This window comes from Streptomyces sp. 4N509B, assembly GCF_052245655.1.
Taxonomy (GTDB): domain Bacteria; phylum Actinomycetota; class Actinomycetes; order Streptomycetales; family Streptomycetaceae; genus Streptomyces.
On record NZ_JBQQBZ010000035.1, the window covers coordinates 21,380 to 42,960 of the forward strand.

At 73.5% G+C, this 21,581-nt stretch carries 20 protein-coding genes; 6 read left to right on the forward strand and 14 right to left on the reverse strand.

Annotated features, from left to right (window positions below):
• Positions 1-26 precede the first annotated feature (26 nt).
• The 7 genes from ACTWP5_RS25650 to ACTWP5_RS25680 are packed head-to-tail and all read right to left on the reverse strand — an operon-like array spanning position 27 to position 9,860.
• Positions 27-2,546, reverse strand: a complete 2,520-nt coding sequence (locus tag ACTWP5_RS25650) for a family 78 glycoside hydrolase catalytic domain (RefSeq protein ID WP_443223487.1) — start codon at positions 2,544-2,546, stop codon at positions 27-29.
• Positions 2,540-4,546, reverse strand: a complete 2,007-nt coding sequence (locus ACTWP5_RS25655) for a hypothetical protein (protein WP_443223488.1) — start codon at positions 4,544-4,546, stop codon at positions 2,540-2,542. Before ACTWP5_RS25655 ends, ACTWP5_RS25650 begins: the two co-directional genes overlap by 7 nt.
• Positions 4,547-4,562: 16 nt before the next feature.
• Positions 4,563-5,396, reverse strand: a complete 834-nt coding sequence (locus ACTWP5_RS25660; protein WP_443223489.1) for a carbohydrate ABC transporter permease — start codon at positions 5,394-5,396, stop codon at positions 4,563-4,565.
• Complete coding sequence (locus ACTWP5_RS25665) at positions 5,393-6,340, reverse strand: carbohydrate ABC transporter permease (protein WP_443223490.1); 948 nt, start codon at positions 6,338-6,340, stop codon at positions 5,393-5,395. Before ACTWP5_RS25665 ends, ACTWP5_RS25660 begins: the two co-directional genes overlap by 4 nt.
• Positions 6,337-7,641 carry an ABC transporter substrate-binding protein gene (locus ACTWP5_RS25670; protein ID WP_443223491.1) on the reverse strand — a complete coding sequence of 435 codons (1,305 nt, stop codon included), beginning with the start codon at positions 7,639-7,641 and terminating at the stop codon, positions 6,337-6,339. The genes ACTWP5_RS25665 and ACTWP5_RS25670 overlap by 4 nt, the downstream gene beginning before the upstream one ends.
• Positions 7,642-7,651: 10 nt before the next feature.
• The gene (locus ACTWP5_RS25675) at positions 7,652-9,001 is read right to left on the reverse strand and encodes an FAD-dependent oxidoreductase (protein ID WP_443223492.1); all 1,350 of its coding nucleotides are present in this window, start codon (positions 8,999-9,001) and stop codon (positions 7,652-7,654) included.
• Entirely contained in the window at positions 8,994-9,860 is an 867-nt protein-coding gene (locus ACTWP5_RS25680) for an IclR family transcriptional regulator (RefSeq protein WP_443223493.1), read from the reverse strand. Before ACTWP5_RS25680 ends, ACTWP5_RS25675 begins: the two co-directional genes overlap by 8 nt.
• A gap of 315 nt (positions 9,861-10,175) precedes the next feature.
• Between ACTWP5_RS25680 and ACTWP5_RS25685 the strand changes: the two genes are divergently transcribed.
• Positions 10,176-10,496, forward strand: coding sequence for a hypothetical protein (locus ACTWP5_RS25685; protein ID WP_443223494.1), 321 nt, complete (start codon positions 10,176-10,178; stop codon positions 10,494-10,496).
• Positions 10,497-10,505: 9 nt separating this feature from the next.
• On the opposite strand, the gene ACTWP5_RS25690 is transcribed toward ACTWP5_RS25685, so the two are convergent.
• Genes ACTWP5_RS25690 through ACTWP5_RS25700 form a run of 3 tightly spaced genes read right to left on the reverse strand, consistent with a single transcriptional unit; the run spans position 10,506 to position 14,642 of the window.
• Positions 10,506-12,677: an iron ABC transporter permease gene (locus ACTWP5_RS25690; protein WP_443223495.1), complete on the reverse strand. Its 2,172-nt coding sequence runs from the start codon at positions 12,675-12,677 to the stop codon at positions 10,506-10,508.
• Between the two features lie 4 nt (positions 12,678-12,681).
• A complete protein-coding gene (locus ACTWP5_RS25695) occupies positions 12,682-13,692 on the reverse strand; it encodes an ABC transporter substrate-binding protein (RefSeq protein ID WP_443223496.1) in 1,011 nt (336 codons plus the stop codon).
• A gap of 59 nt (positions 13,693-13,751) precedes the next feature.
• Positions 13,752-14,642, reverse strand: a complete 891-nt coding sequence (locus tag ACTWP5_RS25700) for an ABC transporter ATP-binding protein (RefSeq protein WP_443223531.1) — start codon at positions 14,640-14,642, stop codon at positions 13,752-13,754.
• Between the two features lie 315 nt (positions 14,643-14,957).
• Here ACTWP5_RS25700 and ACTWP5_RS25705 point away from each other — a divergent pair, with 315 nt between their 5' ends.
• From ACTWP5_RS25705 to ACTWP5_RS25720, 4 genes are all read left to right on the forward strand, one after another.
• Positions 14,958-15,161, forward strand: coding sequence for a cold-shock protein (locus tag ACTWP5_RS25705; RefSeq protein ID WP_018549505.1), 204 nt, complete (start codon positions 14,958-14,960; stop codon positions 15,159-15,161).
• Positions 15,162-15,248: 87 nt separating this feature from the next.
• A complete protein-coding gene (locus ACTWP5_RS25710; protein WP_443223497.1) occupies positions 15,249-16,814 on the forward strand; it encodes a DEAD/DEAH box helicase in 1,566 nt (521 codons plus the stop codon).
• A gap of 154 nt (positions 16,815-16,968) precedes the next feature.
• Positions 16,969-17,235 carry a hypothetical protein gene (locus tag ACTWP5_RS25715; RefSeq protein ID WP_443223498.1) on the forward strand — a complete coding sequence of 89 codons (267 nt, stop codon included), beginning with the start codon at positions 16,969-16,971 and terminating at the stop codon, positions 17,233-17,235.
• Positions 17,236-17,987: 752 nt separating this feature from the next.
• On the forward strand, positions 17,988-18,521 hold the full coding sequence (locus ACTWP5_RS25720) for a hypothetical protein (protein WP_443223499.1): 534 nt from the start codon (positions 17,988-17,990) through the stop codon (positions 18,519-18,521).
• A gap of 268 nt (positions 18,522-18,789) precedes the next feature.
• Here ACTWP5_RS25720 and ACTWP5_RS25725 read toward each other — a convergent pair whose 3' ends face one another.
• From ACTWP5_RS25725 to ACTWP5_RS25735, 3 genes are all read right to left on the reverse strand, one after another.
• Complete coding sequence (locus ACTWP5_RS25725) at positions 18,790-19,014, reverse strand: hypothetical protein (protein ID WP_443223500.1); 225 nt, start codon at positions 19,012-19,014, stop codon at positions 18,790-18,792.
• 366 nt (positions 19,015-19,380) lie between these two features.
• On the reverse strand, positions 19,381-19,581 hold the full coding sequence (locus tag ACTWP5_RS25730; protein ID WP_443223501.1) for a superinfection immunity protein: 201 nt from the start codon (positions 19,579-19,581) through the stop codon (positions 19,381-19,383).
• A 184-nt stretch (positions 19,582-19,765) separates the two neighbouring features.
• Positions 19,766-20,491 carry a helix-turn-helix domain-containing protein gene (locus ACTWP5_RS25735; protein ID WP_443223502.1) on the reverse strand — a complete coding sequence of 242 codons (726 nt, stop codon included), beginning with the start codon at positions 20,489-20,491 and terminating at the stop codon, positions 19,766-19,768.
• Between the two features lie 71 nt (positions 20,492-20,562).
• Between ACTWP5_RS25735 and ACTWP5_RS25740 the strand changes: the two genes are divergently transcribed.
• Positions 20,563-20,688 (forward strand): hypothetical protein, encoded by a 126-nt coding sequence (locus tag ACTWP5_RS25740; protein WP_443223503.1) that lies wholly within the window; start codon positions 20,563-20,565, stop codon positions 20,686-20,688.
• Positions 20,689-20,851: 163 nt separating this feature from the next.
• Here ACTWP5_RS25740 and ACTWP5_RS25745 read toward each other — a convergent pair whose 3' ends face one another.
• On the reverse strand, positions 20,852-21,499 hold the full coding sequence (locus ACTWP5_RS25745; protein WP_443223504.1) for a winged helix-turn-helix transcriptional regulator: 648 nt from the start codon (positions 21,497-21,499) through the stop codon (positions 20,852-20,854).
• Between the last annotated feature and the right edge of the window lie 82 nt (positions 21,500-21,581).

Below are 21,581 nucleotides of genomic sequence, written 5' to 3' on the forward strand. Positions count from 1 at the left end.
CCGTCGCCCGACGGCGCGTGAGCGCCCTACCCCGCGTCGGGGTCCGCCGGGGGCCCCGACCGGTGCGCCTCGGCGCGCAGCACGCCGTAGGGGGTCCGCACCGACGCCCGCACCCAGTCGAGGCCGTCGGGCAGCGCGGGAGCGGGCCGCGCGTGGCGTCCCCAGCCGGGTTCGGTCGGGCGGAGCCCGGCGAGGGTGTGGAACAGCCAGTCGTCGAGGGTGCCCAGGAAGTAGTGGTCCCGCGACCGCGAGTCGAGGCGCCAGTGCTCCCACAGCGCCGTCGCGCCCTGCTCGACCCAGTACCCCCAGCTCGGGAACGCCGTGCGCGTCGCGACGGCGTGCGCGGTCTGGAGGTGCCCGTGCTCGGACAGCACCGGCAGCAGGAACTTCGTGGCCAGCGCGCCCGTCGCGAGGTGGCCCCCGCGGGCGCGGACGTCGGCGGCCAGCGCGTCGGCCGCCCGCCGGGCCGTCGCGGGCGGCAGCAGCCGCAGCGCCAGCGCCAGCACGTGGTGGGACTGCCGGAACCCGTCGTCGCCGCGCCCCGCGACGACCGGCGCGTGCGCGTCGGGCGCGGCGCAGGGCGCCGGGTGCGCGGCGTCGGTCACGAACTCCCGCCGGAACGCCCGCCGCACGCGCGCCGCCTCCCGCCGCCACCGGCTCGCCTCGGCCGGTTCGTCGAGCGTGTCCGCCATCGACGCGAGGGCGAGCGTCATCGCGTGGAGGAACGCCGTCGCGGCGATCCGGTGGTCCTCCGGCGGGACGCCGACCGCCGGGTCGGAGTCCGGGCTCACCCAGTCGCCGAGCGTGGTGTCGGCGATGCCACCGGGCGAGCGGGCCAGCTCGAACTCCACGTACGACGTCATGTCGGGCCACAGCTCGCGGACGATCCGACGGTCGCCGGTGTAGCGGTGCAGCCACCACGGGCCGAGCACGAGGGCGGCGTGCCACGTCGGAGCGGGGGACCAGTCCAGCCGCCAGCCGCCGAACGGCGCGATGACGGCCGGGGCGCCGGCGCCGTGCCGGGAGTCGGCGATGTCCTGCGACCACTTCGCGAGCAGCTCGTGCGCGTCGAAGTTGAGCAGGAACATCTCCGTGCCGAGCATGCCGTCCCCGGTCCAGCCGTTCTTCTCGTAGGCGGGCGTGTCGGTGGGCAGGCCGTGCAGGTTGTTCAGCAGCGTGCGGACGGTCAGCTCGTGCAGCCGGTTGAGCAGCGGGTCGGAGCAGGCGAACGCGCCGGTCCGGCGCACCAGGGTGTGCGCCAGCACGGCGGTGAGCGCCGGCGGCGCGGCGAGCCCGGGCGCCCGCACCTCCACGTACTGGAAGCCCTGGTAGCTGAAGCTCGGCTGCCAGCTGAGCGCCCGCTCGTCGGCGGTGACGCGGTGGGTCTGGAACCGCCCGTCGTAGTACCCGCGGTCGTCCTCGGCGCGCGGGGTGCCGTCGGGGTGGAGGACCTCGCCGTGTCGCAGCTCGACGGTGGTGGGGCCGCGCCCGTCCGCCGCGGGCAGCTCCAGGCGCACCCAGCCGGCGACGACGCGGGGGAAGGCGTACACCCAGCGGCCCGGCGCCAGTTCGGTGACCGACTCGGGGGCGAACGTGGCGGTCACCCCGATCGGGGGCTGACGCTGGTTCACCAGCCGCCCGCGCGGGCCCGGCACCTCGCGGGCCGGCCGCCAGCGTTCGCCGTCCTCGGCGAACCCGGCGGCGGCGAAGCCCTCCTGCTCGAAGCGGACGTCGAAGTCCTCCCCGGCGTACAGGTCGTCGGCGCGGGTCGGGCCGCCCGTGGCCCGCCACGCGCCGGAGGACACCACGGCGTGCTCGCGGCCGGCCGCGTCGCGGGCGAGCAGCAGCAGCCGGGCGCGGGGCGTGCCGTGCCAGGGCGCGGTGTGCCAGTCCCAGGTGGTGCGCCGCGCCATGCCGTAGAAGCCGCGGCCCAACTCCATGCCGACGGCGTGCCGCCCCGCCCGCGGCCCTCCCGCCCGTAGCCGGGTGGCCCGCAGCCGCTCCGTCACGTCGGTCACGACGTACTGGACGCGGACGTCGTAGTCGGTGAAGCCGGGGCTGAGCGTGAACGGCTCGACGGGTTCGCCGTCGAGCCGCACCCGGGCGTACCCGCCCGCCGCGACCACCAGGTACGCCTCCACCGGGTCGAACGGCAGCTCGAACTCCTGGCGCAGCAGCGGCGCCGCGTCGTCGTGCCCGGCGACCCAGCGCGCGCCGTGCCAGTTCCCGTCCACGACGCCGGTGACGAACGTCGACGCGGCGGTGTGCTCCCGTCCGCCCGCCCACACCCGCACCGACCAGTGGTGGCGGCGCAGCGGCGCCAGCGGCGGGCCCGCGTACTCGACCTCGATGGTGTCCGCGCCGTCCACCCGGCCGCTGTCCCAGACGGTGGTGTCCCCGTCGCGCACGAGCAGCCGGTACGCGTCCGGCGTGACGGGCCGCCCCTCGGGGTCGGTGACCAGCCAGGCGAAGCGCGGCACCACGTCGACGCCGACGGGTTCGGCGGTGTGCTCGACGGTCAGCCCGCCGACCGTTGTCGTCACCACAGCCGGTAGTGGAACACGGCCGTCGGCGGGTGCGCGACCCGCAGGACGTGGGCTCGTCGGCTGGCGTCGGCGAAGTAGGTCCGCTCCAGGGCCGTGACGGTCGCCGGCAGGCGCCGCTCCCACCGGATGGCGAGGGTGACCCGCCCGCGGCGCACCAGCAGGCCGCGCGCCCGCGTGGTGGCGCCGACCTCGACCCGGCCGCCGCCGTCGATCCAGGTGAGGCGGTCGCTGGCCCGCAGCACCAGCGGCACCTGCTCGGTGGCGTCGCTGGTGGCGGTGATCCGCTTGGTGATCGAGGAGTCGCGCAGCACGGCGGCGCCGGTCACGTTGCCCAGCCGGGTGCGCCAGGCGACGCCGAGGTCCCGGACGTCGGCGAGCTGTTCGGGGGCCAGCACCGCGCCGTCGGCCGGGTCGCCGTCGTGGTAGGTGACGGTGAGGTCGGCGGCGGCGTCGGTGCCGCCGTTCGGCAGGACGGTGGCCCAGCAGTCGGCGTTGCTGTTGTGCCCGCTGTGGACGAACGTCCCGGCCTCGGGGTGCCAGATCAGCGACAGCCCGGAGCGGACGAGGCTCGTCGCGTTCGGGCCGTAGTGCGCCATCGTGTAGTAGCCGGGCCGGCGGACGAACAGGTGGTCCTCGCCGCCCGGGTCCCGGCGCAGCTCGGTGAGGCGGTCCGTGGCCAGGTAGGGCAGCGCCGCGATCGCCGCCGCCTTCGCCGCCGCGCTCGGGTACGCCTCGCCGTAGGGGATGTTGACGACGATGCGCGGGTTGGTCGCCCCGCGTTCCTGCGCCGGGACGGGGCCGGTCTCGGCGGCCCACGCCTCGCGCTGGGCGGCGCGGTCCTCGGCGGTGGGGTAGAAGGCGCTCATCGCGGGGACGAGCGGGGTGAACCACGCGCCGAGGTCGCGCTGCTGCGGCTCGGGGGTGACGTCGTCCAGGACGTACATCGGGGTGCGGGCGGAGCCGGCCGTGTTGGCGACGTAGCCGGCCCCGTCCGGCTCGCGGACCAGGTTGTAGCCGAGCCAGTCCGCGAAGCGCTCGACCATGGCGACGAGTTCGGGGGCGTCGACGTGGTCGAGGATCTCGACGACCTCCGAGAGCGTGACGTTCAGGTTGTAGGCGATGTCCATGCCGCGCGGCTCGTAGAAGTAGCCGGCGGGGCTCTGCCCCCGCGCGGCGATGTCGGCGATCCGCTCCAGCAGCCGCGCGTGCAGCGCCGGGTCCGGGTCCAGGTGCAGGGCGAGCGTCGCGCCGGCGAGCCCGGCCATCGGCTGGTTGACGAACTCGATCGGCCCTGGCTGCCACACGCCGGTGTTGCCCGGGTCGAGGAACCAGGTCATCGCCCGGTGCAGCGCGGCGCTGATCGCCGGCCGGGTCTCGGCCAGCACCTCGGCCGACCTGAGGCGCTGGAGGGTCTTGGAGAGGTAGCCGAGGGCGAACGCGGTCGCGGCGCGGGAGCGCTCCGTCGGCTCGTACTCCGGCCAGGAGCCGTCGTCGTGCTGGAGGGAGAGGTAGTGGCCGATCGCGGCGTCGAGCCGGGCCAGCAGCGCGGGGTCGCGGTGGTAGGGGTTCCACGGCCGCTCGGTGGTGGCGAACCAGCTCAGGGTGTGGACGTGCTCCTGGACGCGGGCGTTGAACGGCTCGGCGGGCGTGCGCCACCAGCCGCCCGCCATCCAGCCGCGCCGCGCCGGGTCGTCGTCGACGATCTCGTTGACCATCGGGGCGAGCGTGACCAGGTAGGCGGCCAGCCGCTGCTCCGGGTGGGAGAACAGGGCGCGGTCGGGGGCGCCGTCCGGCAGCGGCGCGAGGAGCGGCAGCGCGGCCGAGGCCGAGGCCGTGGCCGCGCCGCCGGCACGGCCGGCGGGGGTGGCGGCGCCGGCCGTCGCGGCGGTGAGGCCGGTGCAAAGGCCGGTGCCGCCGAGGAGGGCGCCGGCGCCCGCGCCGAGCAGCAGGGTTCTTCGGGAGAGCCGGGTGGTGGTCGTGGCAGGGGTGTGGTGGGTCATCGGGGTCGGTGTCCTTTCAGCCCTTCAGCCCGGAGGCGAAGCCCTTGATGATCGACTTCTGGAGGAGGAAGTAGACGAGGAGGATCGGGAGGATCGCGAGGACCATGCCGGCGAAGATCACGCCCCAGTCGGTGGCGAACTCGCCCCGGAAGGCGAAGATCGCCACCGGGAGCGTCTGCTGGGCGCTGCCGCCGACGTAGAGCAGCGGCGTCAGGAACTCGTTCCACACGTTGATCCCCGAGATGATCACCACCGTGCCCGTGACCGGGCGCAGCAGCGGGAAGACGATCCCGACGAAGGTCCGCAGCGTGCCCGCCCCGTCGACGTAGGCCGACTCCTCGTAGGCGCGCGGCAGCGCCCGGGTGAAGCCCGCGTAGAGGAAGACCGTCATCGGCAGCAGGCTGCCGACGTTGAAGATGATCAGCGAGGTGTAGGTCTGGAGCAGGTTCAGGTCCCGCATCAGCTGGTACAGCGGCACCATGCCCAGCTGGAGGGGGACCATGATGCCGAGCAGGAAGAGGACGTACGTCGCGTAGGAGAGCCGCGTGGCGCGGCGGGCGATGGTGTAGGCGGCCAGCGAGCCGAGGGCGACGAGCAGCGCGACGCTGATGACGGCGACGACGGTGGAGTTGAACAGCGCCTGGCCGAGCCGCGCCTCGCGCCACGCGGTGGTGTAGTTGTCCAGGTGCAGCCCGGACGGCGGGCCCAGCGGGTCGTCCGCCACCTCGGCCGGCGTCTTCATCGAGATGCTGACGAAGACGTAGAAGGGGAACGCGAACAGCACGCCGACGGCGATCATGCCCAGCTCGCCGAGCACCCCGCGCGCCGCCCGCGCCCGGCCCGGCCTCACGACTCCACCTCGAACCGGCGCAGCGCCGTGAGCTGGACCATGGCGAAGGCGAAGACGATCATGGTCAGCACGAGGGCGATCGCCGCGCTGTACCCGAACTCGCCGGAGACGAACGCCTCCTTGTACATGACCACCGACAGCGTCTCGGTCGCGTAGCCGGGGCCGCCGCCGGTCATCGCGAAGACCTGGTCGAACAGCTTGAGGCTGCCGATGAGCGTCAGCGACAGCACGATCGTCGTCGCCGGCAGCAGCAGCGGCAGGGTGACGGAGCGGAAGCGCTGCCAGGCGCCCGCGCCGTCGATGGCGGCGGCCTCGTGGACCTCCTGCGGGATGCCCTGGAGCCCGGCGAGGTAGATCACCATGGACATGCCGGCGTTCTGCCAGATGATCACGCCGATCACCGCCCAGAGCGCGATCGAGTCGTCCCCGAGCCAGTTCTGCGTCAGGGCGCCGAGGCCCGCGTTCGACAGGGCGGTGTTCAGCGGCCCGGTCGGGGTCAGCAGGTACTGCCACAGGAAGCCGATGATCACCGGCGGCAGCAGCGCCGAGGCGAAGAACAGCGTGCGCAGCACGTTGCGGCTGCGCAGCCGGGTGTGGAGCGCCAACGCCAGGGCGAGCCCGACCGCGGTCTGCACGACGGTGCAGGCCGCCGCGATCAGCAGCGTGTTCGTCAGCGCCGCGCGCGCGGACTCCGTGGACAGCAGGCGGGAGAAGTTGTCGAGACCGACGAACTCCGTGCCCCCGGCGCCCCCGTTCCAGTCGGTGAAGGCGTACAGCCCGCCCGCGAGCGTCGGGTAGAGCATCACGACGCCGTAGACCAGCAGGGCCGGCACGAGGAAGGCGTAGGGCGCGCCGCGCCGCCGCCCCGTCCGGCGGCGCCCTGGCCCCGCCGGCGCCGGCGCGGGCCGGGCGCGCGGCGCCTTGCTCAGGGCGGACGTGGTCACGGCGTGCCCTTCGCGTACTGCTCGTCGAGCCGGTCCAGCAGGGTGGGGACGTCGATGTCCCCGGAGAGCAGCTGCTGTCCGGACTGGAGCAGCTCCTGCTGGGTGTCGCCGTTGGGCCACAGGTAGTTGGCGTACGGCGCCGTCTGGCCGGAGTCGATCATCGGGAGCACCGAGGCCAGCGGCGAGTCCCCGGCGTCGGCGACCTCGCCCGTGCCGGGCAGCACGTTCAGGGCCGTCGCGTACCGCCGCACGTTCTCCGGCTCGGCGAGGAAGTCGAGGAACGCCCTGGCCTCGTCCACCCGGGGGGAGGCGGCGTTGACCGCGAGGAAGTCGGGGGCGGTGGGGACCAGCGTCGAGGCGGGGTCGTCGTTGGCGGGCATCGCGAACACGTCGAAGGTGTCGGCGCCGCCGGGCGCGTAGTCGGCGAGTTGGGGCAGGGCGGCGGACACGATCAGGGACATGCCGGCGTCGCCCCGGGCCAGCGACTGCAACGCCTGCTCGGGCGGCACGCCGAGGGCGTCGGGGGTGAAGTACGCGCTGAGCTGTGTCAGCTTGTCGAAGACCTCGGTCCAGGCCGCCTCCTCGGCGAAGCTCGTGCTCCCCTCGCGCATCCGCGCGTCGAGGTCGGGCTGCTCGCCGTAGACGAGGGTGCCGGCGAGGGCGTAGACGTAGAACTGGAGGTAGACGCCGCCGGTCAGCCCGGTGGCGATCGGGGTCTTTCCGGCGTCCTCCAGCTCCTGGGAGACGGCGAGTAGTTCGCTGAAGGTGGTGGGGACCTCCAGGGACAGCTCCTCGAAGACCTCCGTGTTGTAGGCCATGACGATCGCGTTGCGGCCGACGGGGAAGGCGACGGTGCGGTCTCCGGAGCGGGCCAGCGTCGAGGAGCTGTCGTCGAGCCGGCTCGCCCACGACGCGTCGGACAGGTCGACCAGCTCGTCGGCGTCGCCCAGGACGCCGGCCGAGACGGGGCTGGAGTACCCGGGGGAGACGCGGATGAGGTCGGCCGCGGTGCCGGAGGTCAGCTGGACGCGCAGCTGCTGGTTGAGCTCCTCGACGGCGGCGAAGGAGGCGTCGATGCTGACGCCCTCGCCCTCCTCGTAGGCGGCGTACAGCTCCTCCAAGCCGGTGTTCTGCTCGGGGCTGGTGTACGTCGTCAGCTTCGGGGCGTCGTCACCGCCGCCGCCGTCGCCGGTGTTGGCGAAGCCGCAGCCGGACAGGGCGAGGGCGCCGATCAGGCCGCCCGCGAGCGCGGTCCTGGCGGTCCGGGCGCGTCGTCGACGAACGACGTCGTTGCGTCTCATGGTTCCTCCTTCACCGGCGGGGCGCCGGGGTGTCTGCGGTACGCCGCCCGGGTTCCGGCCCGGCGGCGAGCGGTGGGATGGCGACGTCACCGGGGACGATGGCGCCGGTGGCGCGCAGCGTGCGGTGGATCGCGGGGACGGGAACGTCCTCGACGGCCGTCCCGTCGCGGACCGACAGGGCGGCCACGGTCCCCGCGGCCTGCCCCATCGCCATGCACGAGGCCTGCACCCGGTAGGCGGAGTTCGCCTCGCGGTCGCCGGAGACCGAGCGGCCGGCGACCAGCAGCGAGCCGGGTGAGCCCTTGGGCACCATGGCGCCACGGGGAATGGTCGGCACCACGCCGTGGTCCAGCGGCGAGATGGCGATGCCGTCGCCGTCGGAGCGGTGGACGTCGATGGGGTAGAAGCTGTACGAGACGGCGTCGTCCCACACCCGGCCACCGCGGTAGTCCTCGACGGTGACGCGCGCGATCCCGTCGATGGTGTGCGTCTCGCGGATGCCGGTCTCGACGGCCCACGACTCGATGGACAGGCCCTCGAGTCCCGGCTGCGCCTTCAGGAAGCGGAAGATCCGCAGCATCGCGCGGCGGCCCGCCAGTTCGGCGTCGGTGCGCCCGCGGCTGGTGCCGCCGTCGACGCCGGTGATGTGGAGGGCGTTCTCGCCGCGGTTGCGCAGCAGCTTGCGCAGCGGGCGGGCGCTGGTCTGGAAGTCCTGGACGCGCAGCGTCCCGTCGGCGAGCGCGGCGTCGTAGGCCCGGTCGAGCGCGGCCAGGTCGATCCCGTCGAGCGTGCGGTGGTCGTAGCCGCCGAACCGGACCATCAGGGTGCCGGGCTGCTTGTGCCGCGCGCTGATCCGGGGCAGCCCGGCCAGCCCGACGACGTCGGCGTCGCCCGTGCAGTCCACCAGGCGGGTGGCGGTGACCTCGTGCAGCCCCTCCTTGCCGCACAGCGCCACCCGCCACCGCGACCCGGTCCAGGTCACCTCGGCGACCATGGTGTGCAGCAGCAGCTCGGCGCCGGACGCCAGGAGCTCCCGGTCGACGATCGCGGCGTACACGGGGGCGCTGACCGGCACCTGCAGGCGGTAGTGCGGCAGGTCCCAGCGGGAGAAGTCGGGCAGCGGCATCCCCGCCGTCTCGGCCGCCTCGCGCACCAGCCGCCAGCCGATTCCGGCGATGACCTGGTGGCCCCAGGCGTGGAAGAGGCCGGGCAGCGCCACTCCGGCGACGGTCGTGGTGCCGCCCAGCGCGCCGTTCTTCTCCACCAGGCCGGTGCGTGCGCCCAGCGACGCGGACTGGATCGCCGCGCAGATCCCGGCGGGGCCGCCGCCGACGACCAGCACGTCGAGTTCCTCACGCACGACGACCCCGGTCCTCCGGGCCGGCCTGGTCCGCCGGGCCGGCCGGGTCCTCCGGGCCCTCCTCCGGCGCGCCGAGCAGGCCCGACAGCGCCGCGGCTGCGGCGGTCGTCGCCGCGCGCAGCCGCTCCTCGTACTCCGGGGTGCGGCGGACCGACGGGTACCCGACGCACAGCGCCGCGACGACCCGCCCGGTGTGGTCGCGCACGGGCGCGGCGATCCCGCAGACGCCGGTGATGTCCTCCTCGTGGTTGGTCGCGAACCCCGTCTCGGACACCGTCGCGAGTTCGCGCAGCACCCGCGCCCGGTCGAACGTGGTGCGGCCGGAGGCCAGCAGCCGGTCGCGTTCGGCGTCCGGGAGCCCGGCGAGCAGCACCTTGCCCGCCGCCGTGTGGATGAGCGGCTCGACCGGCTCGGGGGCCGAGCGCATCGCGGTGGGGTTGATGTTGAGCAGCTGCGGGCTGACGAGCACGCTCACGTCGACCCGACGGCCGTGCTGGAGCGTGGCCAGCTGCACCGTCTCGCTCGTGGCCTCCCACAGGTCGCGCATCACCGGGGCGGCGACGGCGCCGAGGTCGTTGTGGAGCGTGTAGGTGCGGTTCAGCTCGAAGAAGCGCGGGCCGAGCACGTACCGGCGGGTGGTCTCGATCTGCGCGACGAGCCCGTGCATCACCAACGCGGAGAGCAGCGTGCGGCCGGTCGTCGCCCGCAGCCCGACCGCGTCGGTCACCTGGGACAGCCCGATCCCGGCCGGGCCCGCGTTCGCCACCGCCTCCAGCAGCGCCGCCACCCGGTCGATGGTCTGGATCGGGCTCTTGACGGCTCCGCCCTGTGGGGGTTCGGGCTTCTGCTCTGCGCTCATGGTCCTCGTTCTGCAATGTAGAAGGCGATTCGACTTTGTCGCCGGCCACAGTGGCATGACCTCTCACCTGCGGCAAGAGGTCTGACGAGAATCAGTGCGGGGCAGCGCGGACCAGCGCGGGAAGGGGGCAACGCGGCGCGCGGGGCCGTGTGGCGCGTCGCGACGTCAACGCGTCCGTGTCGCGGACCTGTTGACGTGGGCGACATCCGGTCACCGGCCGCCGCGCCCGAGGGACGCCGCGCCCGAGGGGCACCGCACCAGCGCGTGCGATGCTGACCGCCACCACGGTGGGACGAGCGGAGGGAGGCGCGCCCGGTGGGAGCCCGCTACTACGGCGCCGACAGCGAGAACGGCGACCGTGTCGACGACCCGTCCGAGGACGCGCTGTTCATGATGATCAGCGACCTCGACGGCGCCGACAACACGTTCCTGGTGATCCGGCCCGACGGGGAGGACCCCGTCTGGTCCGCCTCCGTGACCGTGCTGCGGGACCAGGGCGGATACGAGGTCGTCCGCCGCGACACCAGCCGCGACGAGCACGAGGTCACCACCTCGGCCAGCGTCAACGACATCGCCCGGGACCTCACCGTCTGGATGGCCGCCCGCGACGTCCCCGGACGGCGGGCCCTCCCCTGAGGCGGCGCCCTACGCGCGGCTGTGCGTGCGGCGCAGCAGCCAGAGGAAGTACGGGGTGCCGATGACGGCCGTGAGCAGCCCGGCGGGCAGCTGCTCCGGGGCGATGACGGTCCGCCCGAGGAGGTCCGCCACGACGACGAGCGCGGCGCCGAGCAGCGCCGCGACGGGAACCACCCACCGGTGGCGCCGACCGAGCAACGTCCGCGCGGCGTGCGGCGCGACGAGCCCGACGAAGCCGATGGCGCCGATCGCGGCGACGGCCGTTCCCGTCAACACCACGCCGCAGCCGAGGAGGACGAAGCGGGCCAGCGGCAGGTTGAGGCCCAGGACCCGTGGGGTGTCGTCGTTGAGCGAGACGAGGTCCAGGTACCGGTGGCCGGCCCAGGCGACGGGCACGACGAGGAGGCAGACGAGGCCGAGCGGCACCAGGTGCTCGAACGACCGCCCGTAGGTCGAGCCCGACAGCCAGGTCAGCGCCTTGGCCGCGCTGAACGGGTCGGTGGCGACGATCAGCATCGTCACCAGGGCCGTCGTCATGAACGACACGCCGACGCCCACGAGGACGAGCCGGTCGGAGGAGAAGCCACCGCGCGCCGACAGCGCGAAGACGACGGCGGCGGTGACCGCCGCGCCCGCCCCCGCGCTCCCGGTGACCGCCCAGAAGCCGGCGAGCGGGGTGAACGTCACCACCAGCACGGCGCCGAGCGAGGCGCCGCCGCTGACGCCGATGATGCTCGGGTCGGCCAGGGGGTTGCGGGTGACGGCCTGGATCGTGGTGCCCGCCACGGCGAGCGCCACGCCGGCCAGCAGCGCGGCGGCCAGCCGCGGGACCCGGGTGCTCATCACGGTGCTGACCAGGGGGCCCGCCTCGCCGCGCACCCACAGCGCGAGGTCGCCGACGAGGAACGTCCGGTCGCCGACGAGCGCGGCCACGACCACGAGGCCGAACAGCCCCGTGGCCAGCGCGGCGACCAGCGCCGCCCGGTGACGGGTGCCCGTCCCCGAGACCTCCAGCGTCGGCACCGCCCCGCCGATCGGGGTGGCGCGCAGCCGCAGCGCGAGCGCGACCATGAGCAGGCCGCCGAGCACGGAGGTGACGACCCCGGTCGGCACCCGGACGGCGCTCTGCGCCCCCATGACGGCGCGCAACAGGACGTCCGCGCCCAGGATCACGACCACGCCCGTCAGCGCCGAGACCGGAACGAGCGCCCGGTGCCGGTGCAGCCCCGGCACGTGGGGCACGAGGAGACGGGCGAGCGCCGGCGCGGCCAGGCCCACGAAGCCGATCGGCCCCGTGGCGGCGACCGCGGCGGCGGACATCACGACGGCCACCAGGAGCACCCCGAGCTGGGTGCGCCGCACGGGGATACCGAGCGAACGGGCCTCGTCGTCGCCGAGCATCATCACGTCGAGCCGCCGGCCGTACAGCAGCAGGAGCGCCACCCCGGCGAGGAGGATCGGCGCGACGACCCGCACGGTGCCCAGGCCGTTCTGGCTCAGCGAGCCCGAGGCCCACGCGTACAGGCCCGTCCCCTCCTCGGGGAAGAGGATGAGCAGCGACGTCGTCAGGGAGGTCAGGGCGAGGGAGACCGCGGTGCCGCCGAGCACCAGCCGCACCGTGCCGTACTCGCCGCCGGTCAGCGCGACGACGAGGAGCGAGGCCAGGAGGCCGCCCACGAACGCGAGGGTGATGTCGCCGACGAACGGCAGGCTGAGGCCCGTCGCGGCGGCGACGACGAGCGCGAGGTGCGCGCCGCCGTTGACCGCGAGGATGTCCGGGGAGGCCACCGGGTTGCGGGAGATCGACTGGAGGGCGCAGCCGGCGGCGCCGAGGGCGACACCGACCGCGAGCCCCGCCGCCAGACGGGGCACGCGCGACTCGACGACGACGGCGGTCTCCAGCCCGGAGTCGCGGCCCAGGACCCACGAGAGGAGGTCGCCGAGGCCAACGGTGGCGGTGCCCTGCACCAGGTGGAGCGCCGACAGCACCACGGCGGCGAGCAGCAGGGCGCCGGTCAGCGCGAGCAGCCGCCCGCCCGACGGCCGGGCGTCGGCGGCGCCGGCCGCGGCGGCCGTGCCCGTCGCGCCGGCCGCGCCGCTCGTTCCGGCCGCGCCCGCGATGCTGACCGTCCCCGTCGCGCCGGCCGTGTCCCTCGCGCCGGCCGTCCCCGTCGTCGTCACCGGTTCAGCTCTCGGTGTGCGCCGCCGCGTCGACCGCCGCGTCGATGAACTGGGCCATCGAGGCGGGGCCGCCGAACATCCAGATGGAGTCGGGGAGCCGGACGGCGTCCGCGGCGAACGGCAGCGACGTCCAGACGGAGTTGTCGGCGAGCGTCTCCCCGAAGACGTCGGTCTCGCTCGCGTTGGCGATGTACCAGAACGCGCTGTCCCCGGGCAGGGCCGACAGCCCCTCCACGTCCGTCTGGCCGAGCCCGTAGACCGGGTCGAACTCCAGCCCCGCGACCCCGCTCCAGGCGTTGACGAGGCCGAGCTCGCCGAGGACGCCGCCGATCAGGGAGCCCTCGCCGAACGGCCGGATCGAGACGGTCTCGCCGGCCTGGTACGCGTCGCTGAACGCCACGGTCGCGCCCTCGGCGCCGGCCTCCGCGAGCGCGGCACGGCCGTCGGCCACGGCGCCGTCGAACTCCTCACGCAGCTCCACGGCCGCGTCCTCGGTCCCGGTCGCCTGGGCGACGAGGTCGATGTTCGCGAACATCTGGCCGATCGGGTCCTCCGCGTCGCCGCCGGGGACGACGATGACCGGGACGTTCTCCTCGATCTGCTCGACCGCGCCCTCCACGAGCTGGTCGGTGACGAAGACCGCGTCGAGGTCCAGCGTCGCGAGCGTGTCGAGGCTGGGCTCGCCCCGCGTGCCGATGTCCGTGGCCGCGTCGTCGAGCTCGACGGAGTTGTTCCACGTCTCGAAGCCCTCGATGTCGGAGACGCCGACGGGCTGGACCCCGAGCGAGATCAGGTACTCGACGACGTTCCACTCCGTGGCGGCCACCCGCACGGCCGGGCCGTCCAACGTGACCTCCCGGTCACGGGCGTCCGTGAGGGTGATGGGCTCGGCGCCCCCGGACCCCTCGGGGGTCTCCTCCTCGGCGGGGTCCTCCGTGGTGCCACACGCGGCCAGCGCGCCCGCGAGGGCGAGGGCGGCGAGAGCGGACGCGGCTGTCTGTCTGATGGAGCTCATGGGTGTTCGTTCCTTCGCGGGCGCGTTGGCGGCGGCGTGTGCGTGTGCGTGTGCGGTGGTTACGGGAGCGGGGCGCCGAGGCGGTCGTGATGGCGCGCGCGGGCCCGGGTGTGGATGAGGCCGGAGACGGGGTGGCGGCTGACGTCGACGTCGATGCCGTAGGCGCGGGTGAGCAGCTCGGGGGTCATCACCGTGGCGGGCGGCCCGGCGGCCGCGACGCGACCGTCGACGAGCAGCACGACGTCGTCCGCCACCGCGGCGGCCTGGTCGAGGTCGTGCAGCACCAGGCCGACCGCGATGCCGTCGCGGTCGGCGAGGTCGCGGACGATGTCCAGCAGTTCGACCTGGTAGCGCAGGTCGAGAAAGGTCGTCGGCTCGTCGAGCAGCAGCACCGGGGTGTCCTGGGCGAGGCAGCTCGCGAGCCAGACGCGCTGGAGCTGGCCACCGGACAGGCTGTTCACGGGCCGGAGCGCGAGCTCCGTCACCCCCGTCATCTCCATGACCCGCCGCACCACCTCGGGCCCCTCGGCGTCCCCCGACCCCCACCGGGGCCGGTGCGGATGCCGCCCGTACTCGACGACCTCCCGCACGGTCACCCCACCGGGCGTCGGACGTGCCTGGGACAGCAGGGTGACGCGGCGGGCGAGCTCGCGCGGGGCGAGGTCACGGACGGAGGTGCCACCACCCATGCCGCCGCCCGTGCCGTCGCCGGCGCGGTCGCCGTCGACCGTGACCCTCCCCGCCATCGCGGGATGGAGCGCGGCCATGGTGCGCAGCAGCGTCGACTTCCCGCTGCCGTTGGGCCCGATGAGCGCGGTCACACGCCCGGCCCTCAGCCGCACCGAGGCGTCCTCCACCACGACCGCACCCCGGTACCCGGCCCGCACCTCGTCGGCCCGGAGGGCGGCGGGGACGGCGGAGGCGACGGGGGCGGCGTCCCCTGATGTCACTGTCACGCGCACTAAGGTAAGGCATACCTAACATCCGCGAGCGCCCCGGTCGGTGTACGGCACGGCTCGATGCCGCCCGCCCGGCCCTCGCGGCGGCGGCCGGGCGGGAACGTGACGGTGATCGAGAGGCTGTGAGGAACGCCGGGCGCGCACCGTTGGTCCACCACGGGCCGCCGGGCTGTGCTAGAGTTCAAGTGTCGCAGTTGTGGTACCCATGAATCTATGAGCGCCTGACGGGAATGCTTCTCCTTCAGGCGCTTTAGTTTGTTCCCGGTAATCTCCGGATGGGGCCTCTGCCTACAGAAGGAGAAAGTCATGGCACAGGGAACCGTTAAGTGGTTCAACTCCGAAAAGGGTTTCGGTTTCATCGAGCAGGACGGCGGCGGTCCCGACGTCTTCGCCCACTACTCGAACATCGCGGCCCAGGGATTCCGTGAGCTCCAGGAGGGCCAGCGGGTCTCCTTCGACGTCACGCAGGGCCAGAAGGGCCCGCAGGCGGAGAACATCGTCCCCGCCTGATCGAGGGACGCGTATCCGCTCACCGGGGTCCGCACCGTCATGGTGCGGACCCCGGTTTGTGTGGTTTACAGGAAGGCAGACAACCGCATGCCCCGCACGTCCCGTACATCCCGCACGTCCCGCAGGCACCAGAAGCCGAACCCGCGCACCCCGTCACCCCCACCCTCCGCGTCGTCGCCGCAGGAGTTCCGGCTGCCGAAAAGCACGACACCCGCGCTTCCCGCCGTCGAGGACTTCGCCGCTCTCGGAATGCCCGAAGAGCTGCTGAAGACCCTCACCGCGCAGGGCGTGACCAGCCCTTTCCCCATCCAGGCAGCCACCCTTCCCAACTCGCTCGCCGGCCGCGACCTGCTGGGACGCGGACGTACGGGCTCGGGCAAGACCCTCGCGTTCGGGCTGGCGCTCCTGACCCGCACGGCCGGACAGCGCGCTGAGCCCAAGGCCCCCCTCGCCCTCGTGCTGGTGCCCACCCGCGAGCTCGCCCAACAGGTGACCGACGCGCTGACCCCCTACGCGACGGCCGTGCGCCTCCGGCTGGCCACCGTGGTCGGCGGGCTGTCCATCACCAAGCAGGCCGGTGCGCTCCGGCGCGGCGCCGAGGTGGTGGTGGCGACTCCCGGCAGGCTCAACGACCTCGTGGAACGCGGGGACTGCGTGCTCGGCGACGTCCGCATCACGGTGCTGGACGAAGCCGACCAGATGACCGACATGGGCTTCCTGCCGCAGATCACCCGGCTGATACAGCAGGTACGGCCCGGCGGACAGCACATGCTCTTCTCGGCCACCCTGGACCGCACCATCGACCGCCTGGTGCAGCGGTTCCTGACCGACCCCGTGGTGCACTCCGTGGACCCGTCGGCGGGAGCGGTGACCACCATGGATCACCACGTCCTCCACGTCGTGGACGAGACCGAGAAGAAGGCCGTCACCACGCGCATCGCGGCCCGCGACGGCCGGGTCATCCTCTTCATCGACACCAAGAGGTCCGCTGACCGGCTCGCCAAGCGGCTCCTGGCCGTCGGCGTCCGCGCCGCGGCACTGCACGGAGGCCGCTCGCAGCCGCAGCGGAACCGCACCCTCGAACAGTTCAGGAAGGGCGAGGTCACCGCCCTGGTGGCGACGAACGTCGCGGCGCGGGGCATACACGTCGACGACCTCGACCTCGTCGTGAACGTCGATCCCCCCGCCGACCACAAGGACTACCTCCACCGGGGTGGCCGCACGGCCCGCGCCGGCGGCTCCGGCAGCGTGGTCACCCTGGTCCTGCCCGCCCAGAAACGGGACATCACCCGGCTCATGTCGGACGCGGGCATCAGCCCCCGGACGGCCCGCGTCACCTCGCGAGACGCGGACCTCGCCACCCTCACCGGCGCCCGTGAGCCCTCCGGTGTCGCCGTCGTCATCGAAGCCCCCCGGCCGGCGACGCCGACGGCGTCCCGCCCGGACCGGAAGCCCGGCGCCAAGCCCGGCAGGCGAGCCGGCCGCCGACTCCGCAACGGTGGCGGAGCCAGGGCGGCGACAGGCGGCGCTACCACCCGGAAGGAGGGCCGGGCCTCCGCCCGTCGAGGCGGCCGCCGCGCCTCCGCCTCCTCCGCCCCCTCCGCCGGCCACGCCGCGTCGGGCGTTGGCGGCGCCGGGGACGGCCTCTCGTAGGTGGTACGTCCCGGAGCCGATGTCCGGGACGTACCACCGAACCCGGCGCCCCCGCCGGCGTTCAGCTCTCGCGGAGGCGTGTCCTCTCCTCCCTGACGCCAGGCGGCGCGTTCTGTGCAAGGCGTGAGGGGGTGCCCGCTCGTGCTCGGACACGGTGACGGAGGGGGACGCGAAGGCCACGCAGCGCGAGCGCCGCACGTCGGCTCGCAGGGGGTGGGGAGGGCGAGGGAACTGGGCGGTCGGCGGTGGGATCCTGCTGGTCAGCGTCGCCGCCGCCTCGTGGTCGACGATCTGGCCGTACCTCCTGGGGACGGTCGTCCAGAACGACGGCCTGGCCGTCCACCGGGACCTGCTGGGCCGGCGGAACACCGGCACGCCGCTGACCGCGTTGCTGTCCCTCAACGGCAGGGGGCAAGGGTGACCGACGACACCGCCAGCAGTGGAAACGCACGTATCGCAGCCCGTGATCCCGTGATCCCGTGATCCGTGACTCACGGAGGCTCGGGGCGTTGCGAGAAGGCCGGCGGCCACGAAGACCCGTGCGGGCCGCCGGGAGCCGCCGACGCCGGCAGTCCTGGACGGCACCACGGTGACGGACCACACGCCGACCTTCCGCGCCCCGCCGTGAGGGTCCGGATCGAGCCGGGTGATCACGGCAGGTCGCCGCGGACGTCAGGGACAGGACTTCCGAGCCGGGACGACGACGTGCGACGCGCGACGTGCGACGCGCGACGTGCGTCCCGTGAAAGCCAGAGGAAAGCGTGCTCACGAGGATGGTTCCAACGCCACGTGCCACAGGGGGAACGTGGCGTTACCAGGGGGAATCATGCGCAGCTTCTCGTCACCGGCACGGCCACGGCCGTGCGAGTGGCCTGCCTTGGTGCGGCCAGCGTGCGGTGGAGAACTGCGAGTGCGCAGACGAGCCGGCCACCGGCGGGGGAGACCGACCCGCTGACCGAGGCCGTCCTTGACGCCCCTTGAGGACGCTCAGGAGAGACGAGGCACCGGGCCCGACCGCACCTGCGGCCCGACCACCCGCACGGTACTGGCCCGGCCCGTACTCCGCCCCGGCGTGTCCCACGTCGTCTGCGTCGGCGACCCCGGCTCCCGCTAACTGAGCCTGGGTCCCGCCCCGATCACCCATCTCGTCAAACCAACAACAAGGAACAACCAGTGCACACGCGTATGCGACTCATCGCCCCGGCAGCGGCGATTGCGGCCACTCTGCTCCTCGCCGGCTGCAGCGACGACGGCGACGGCGGCCCGCCCACCGGTGGCCTCACCGGCGGCAACGGCGCGGGCGAACTGTCCGACCTGGAGCTGGAGACCACCGGCGGTATTGGTGAAGGTGCCGAGGCCGAGGCCGAGGCCGGTGGCGGCGGTGGTGGCGGTGGCGGCGGCGCCTGGTACGCCCTGTGGACCTCCGGTGACCTGGAGGTCTACACGACGGAGAACGCCGTCCTGTGGGGGGACCAGGCGACGGGCACCACCTGCACCAGCCCGACCGGGCTCCAGGGCAGCCTTGACTGGGAGCCGGTGCTCCTCACCTGCTCCGACGGCAGCGTGGCGAACACCACGTTCACCCTCACCAGCGACGACACCCTGTCGATCGAGTGGGACGACCGGACCGAGGAGTTCACCAAGTTCGAGAGCCTGGAGGGCATGGGCCTCGAACTGGCTGACCTGGAAGCCGAGTTCAACCTCTGACCCCGCCCAGCCCGTGACGAGGGTCACGCCGCCTCCGCGAGGCGCGGCGGCCCACCACCCACGTGGCGCCGGACTCCGACGGACAGCTGAGACGGACAGCCGGGACGGAAGCTGAGGCGGAGACGACGAGGGCCCCGACCACGATCCTGGTCGGGGCCCTCGTGACAGCCCGGTGAGGGCTGAGCGCTGGTTGACGAGAGTCCTCTCGACCGTCACAGAGCCATGAGGCATGAGGGGAGCCCGGCCGCCGTGACCGGGCACCGCCGTCCTACAGCTTGCTCATCTTGGTGTAGGGGCTCGGGATCCGCTCTCGCACCGAGCCGAAGTCGACGAGAGCCGCGACGTCATCCTCGATGCCGATCACTCGGCCGAGACCGTACATGTCGTGTGTCACCTGGTCGCCCACCGCGAACTGCTCGGGGGGTGGCGTCACCGGGGTCTTGAAGGGGCTGGTGGGCAAGTGGCGGCGCTTCGGCGCGACTGGCTTCTTCATTGCGACCAGTATGCGCCTGCGAGCCTCCGTTGACGGCGGCCGTGCGCGTCCGCCGTTCCGTACGGCCCCTGACAGCGAGCACCACCGCGGGCGCACGGGCGGGCAGTGCGGCCTGAGCTGCGGTTCCCGTCCATGGCGTAGGTCGGACGCGCCGAGCGGTGGTGACCGACGGGAGAGGCCACGTCCCCCCTCGGTCAACGGGGGGTAGCCGGGCGCGGTGGCGGGCGTTGGCCGCGGCCTCGACCGGGCCGCTCCGGCGTCGAGATCGTCGTTGATCCTGCCGGCCCCTGAGTCGTGAAGCGGGAATCGGCCGCGAAGTGACCGCTCGAGACCGCGCAGCAGCCGGGGTGCCCTTCTCGGTCACCGTCAGCGCATCGATCGCGGGCGACCGTCGGATGACCGCGCGGCCATCGCGAGGGCCACCACCCAGCCCACGAGCGTCCACCCCAGGAACAGGTTCACGACCAGTACCGAACCTGCGTTCCGAACACCCCGGCCGAACGCGACGAACGTCGGGAGGAGGTACAGCGCGGCCGCGACCACCACCAGTGTCGTCCCAATTTCCATGCGCCCCTCCAGAGAACCTCGGATGTCGACGACCGCGACGGGACGGGACGAGACGGGAGGAGAAGGGGCTGCGTACGACGCCAGGCGCCGTTCTCCCGCTCCCCGCTCCCGCTCCCCGTTCCCTCGCATCGTGGCACCGCTCCGTCGGCGGGGAATCAGCTACGCGTGCGGTGTTACTTGTCGCTCAGCGCACCCGTTGCGCGTTCGGCGCACCGCGCAGTGCCGCCTGTGCCGCCTGTGCCGCCTGTGCCGCTTGCGTGGCTTGCGCCGCCTGTGCCGCCTGTGCCGCCTGTGCCGCCTGCCGGAATCCTCCGGGCGGCACGCCGTAGGCGGCGCGGAAGGCCCGGCTGAAGTCCGACGGGTGGCGGAACCCCCACCCCAGCGCGATCTCCCCGATCGTCCTGTGCCGCAGCCGCGGATCCGCGAGGTCGGACCGGCAGTGTTCCAACCGGCGACGGCGGATCGTCGCACCGACCGTCTCCGGCCTTTCCCGGAACAGTTCGTGCAGCGTGCGCACGGAGATGTGGTGGTGTGCGGCGATGTCGGCCGGGCGCAGGTCGGCGTCGTGAAGGTTGCGCTCGATGAAGGCGTCGATCCTGGCCAGCAGTGCCTGCCTGCGGCTCTCCGGCGGGACGACATGGGCGGTGTCCAGCCGTCCGGCGAGGAGCGTCACCGCCAGGTCGACCGCGACGGTACCCAGCCCGACCAGCTCGGCCGGTCCGTACTCCGACGCGCGCTTCAGGAGTCCGGACAGGTACTGGGCCAGCAGCGCGCCCGACCCGGTTTGAACGGGCAGGCGCTCGGCCAGCAGCCGGTCCAGCGCGTCGAAGGGAAACGGCAGCAGCGCCCTGGGCAGGCGGATCATCCCCACCCGGACCGGGCGGCCATCGCCGCGGAAGGTGGCCTCCAACGGTCGGGAGGTCGATGCTCTCGAGTCCGGCACGGAAGCGCGCGGGACGTTCGCTGGTCATCGTCACCCCCATGACCTCCTCCCGCATCAACCGCCCCCACCAGTCGAACCGGTCGGCGGCGGGCAGGCCGTCCGTCGACACGGACACCCGCCCACCCCGCGGCGCCGCCCGTCGCGGCGTCGCGGGCCTCACCTGATCAGCCACCCACGCTTGGTCTCGCGGGCGGGCCGTCGAGACACAGCCAGTCGCTGGCCCAGTCCGTGGGCGCGGCGGGCTGACGTTGCCGACCCCGTCCGTGTGCCGTTCTCAGCGCGCCGGAGAGCGAGCTCTTCTTCCGGCGTCCTCGGAAGGAGCGTTGATCAGAAGCGGAACATCTCGGCGAACCGGCCGAGGAGAGCGGGATCGCCGTCCACGCGCACGCTGCCGTCGGCGAGGACCTCGTCGGCGGTCCTGCTGCCGCTCATCAGCTCGCGGACCGGGTGGCCGGACAGACGCTCGACGACGAGGTCGGGCGCGGGATGCGTGCCGATGCCGACGGTGAGCGCACCGTCGGTGATCTGCGCGCTGATGGTGAACCCGCCCATGCGGACCTCGAAGCCGACGGTGGCGCCCCGGGCCCGTTCGGGTCGGAAGGTGGTACGGAACGACATGGCCACCGATTCGGCGGTGATGGCTTCGCCCGGGCGGGGCTCGGTCATCGTCCGGGCACCCCAGCGGCCCAGCGCGACGAGCGCCGGCTCAAGGTCCCGCCCGTAGTCGGTGAGCTCGTAGACGACCGCGCGCTCGGGGTGCGACACCGCGCGCCGGGTGGCCAGTCCCGCCTCTTCGAGCTGCTTCAGACGCGTCGAGAGGATGTTGGTGGGGATGGCGGGCAGTCCCCTGCGCAGGTCCGTGTAGCGCCGGGGTCCGTTGAGCAGGTCGCGGACGATCAGCATCGACCACCGCTCGCCGACCATCTCCATCGCGCGGGCGAGGCCGCAGAACTGCTTGTACTCCCGAGTCGCCATGGTGCAAATCCTAACCCATGATGCGATTGACAAAGTGTACTTGCAAAAGACAAGCTAACGTCGCGTTCGGCGGCGAGTGGAC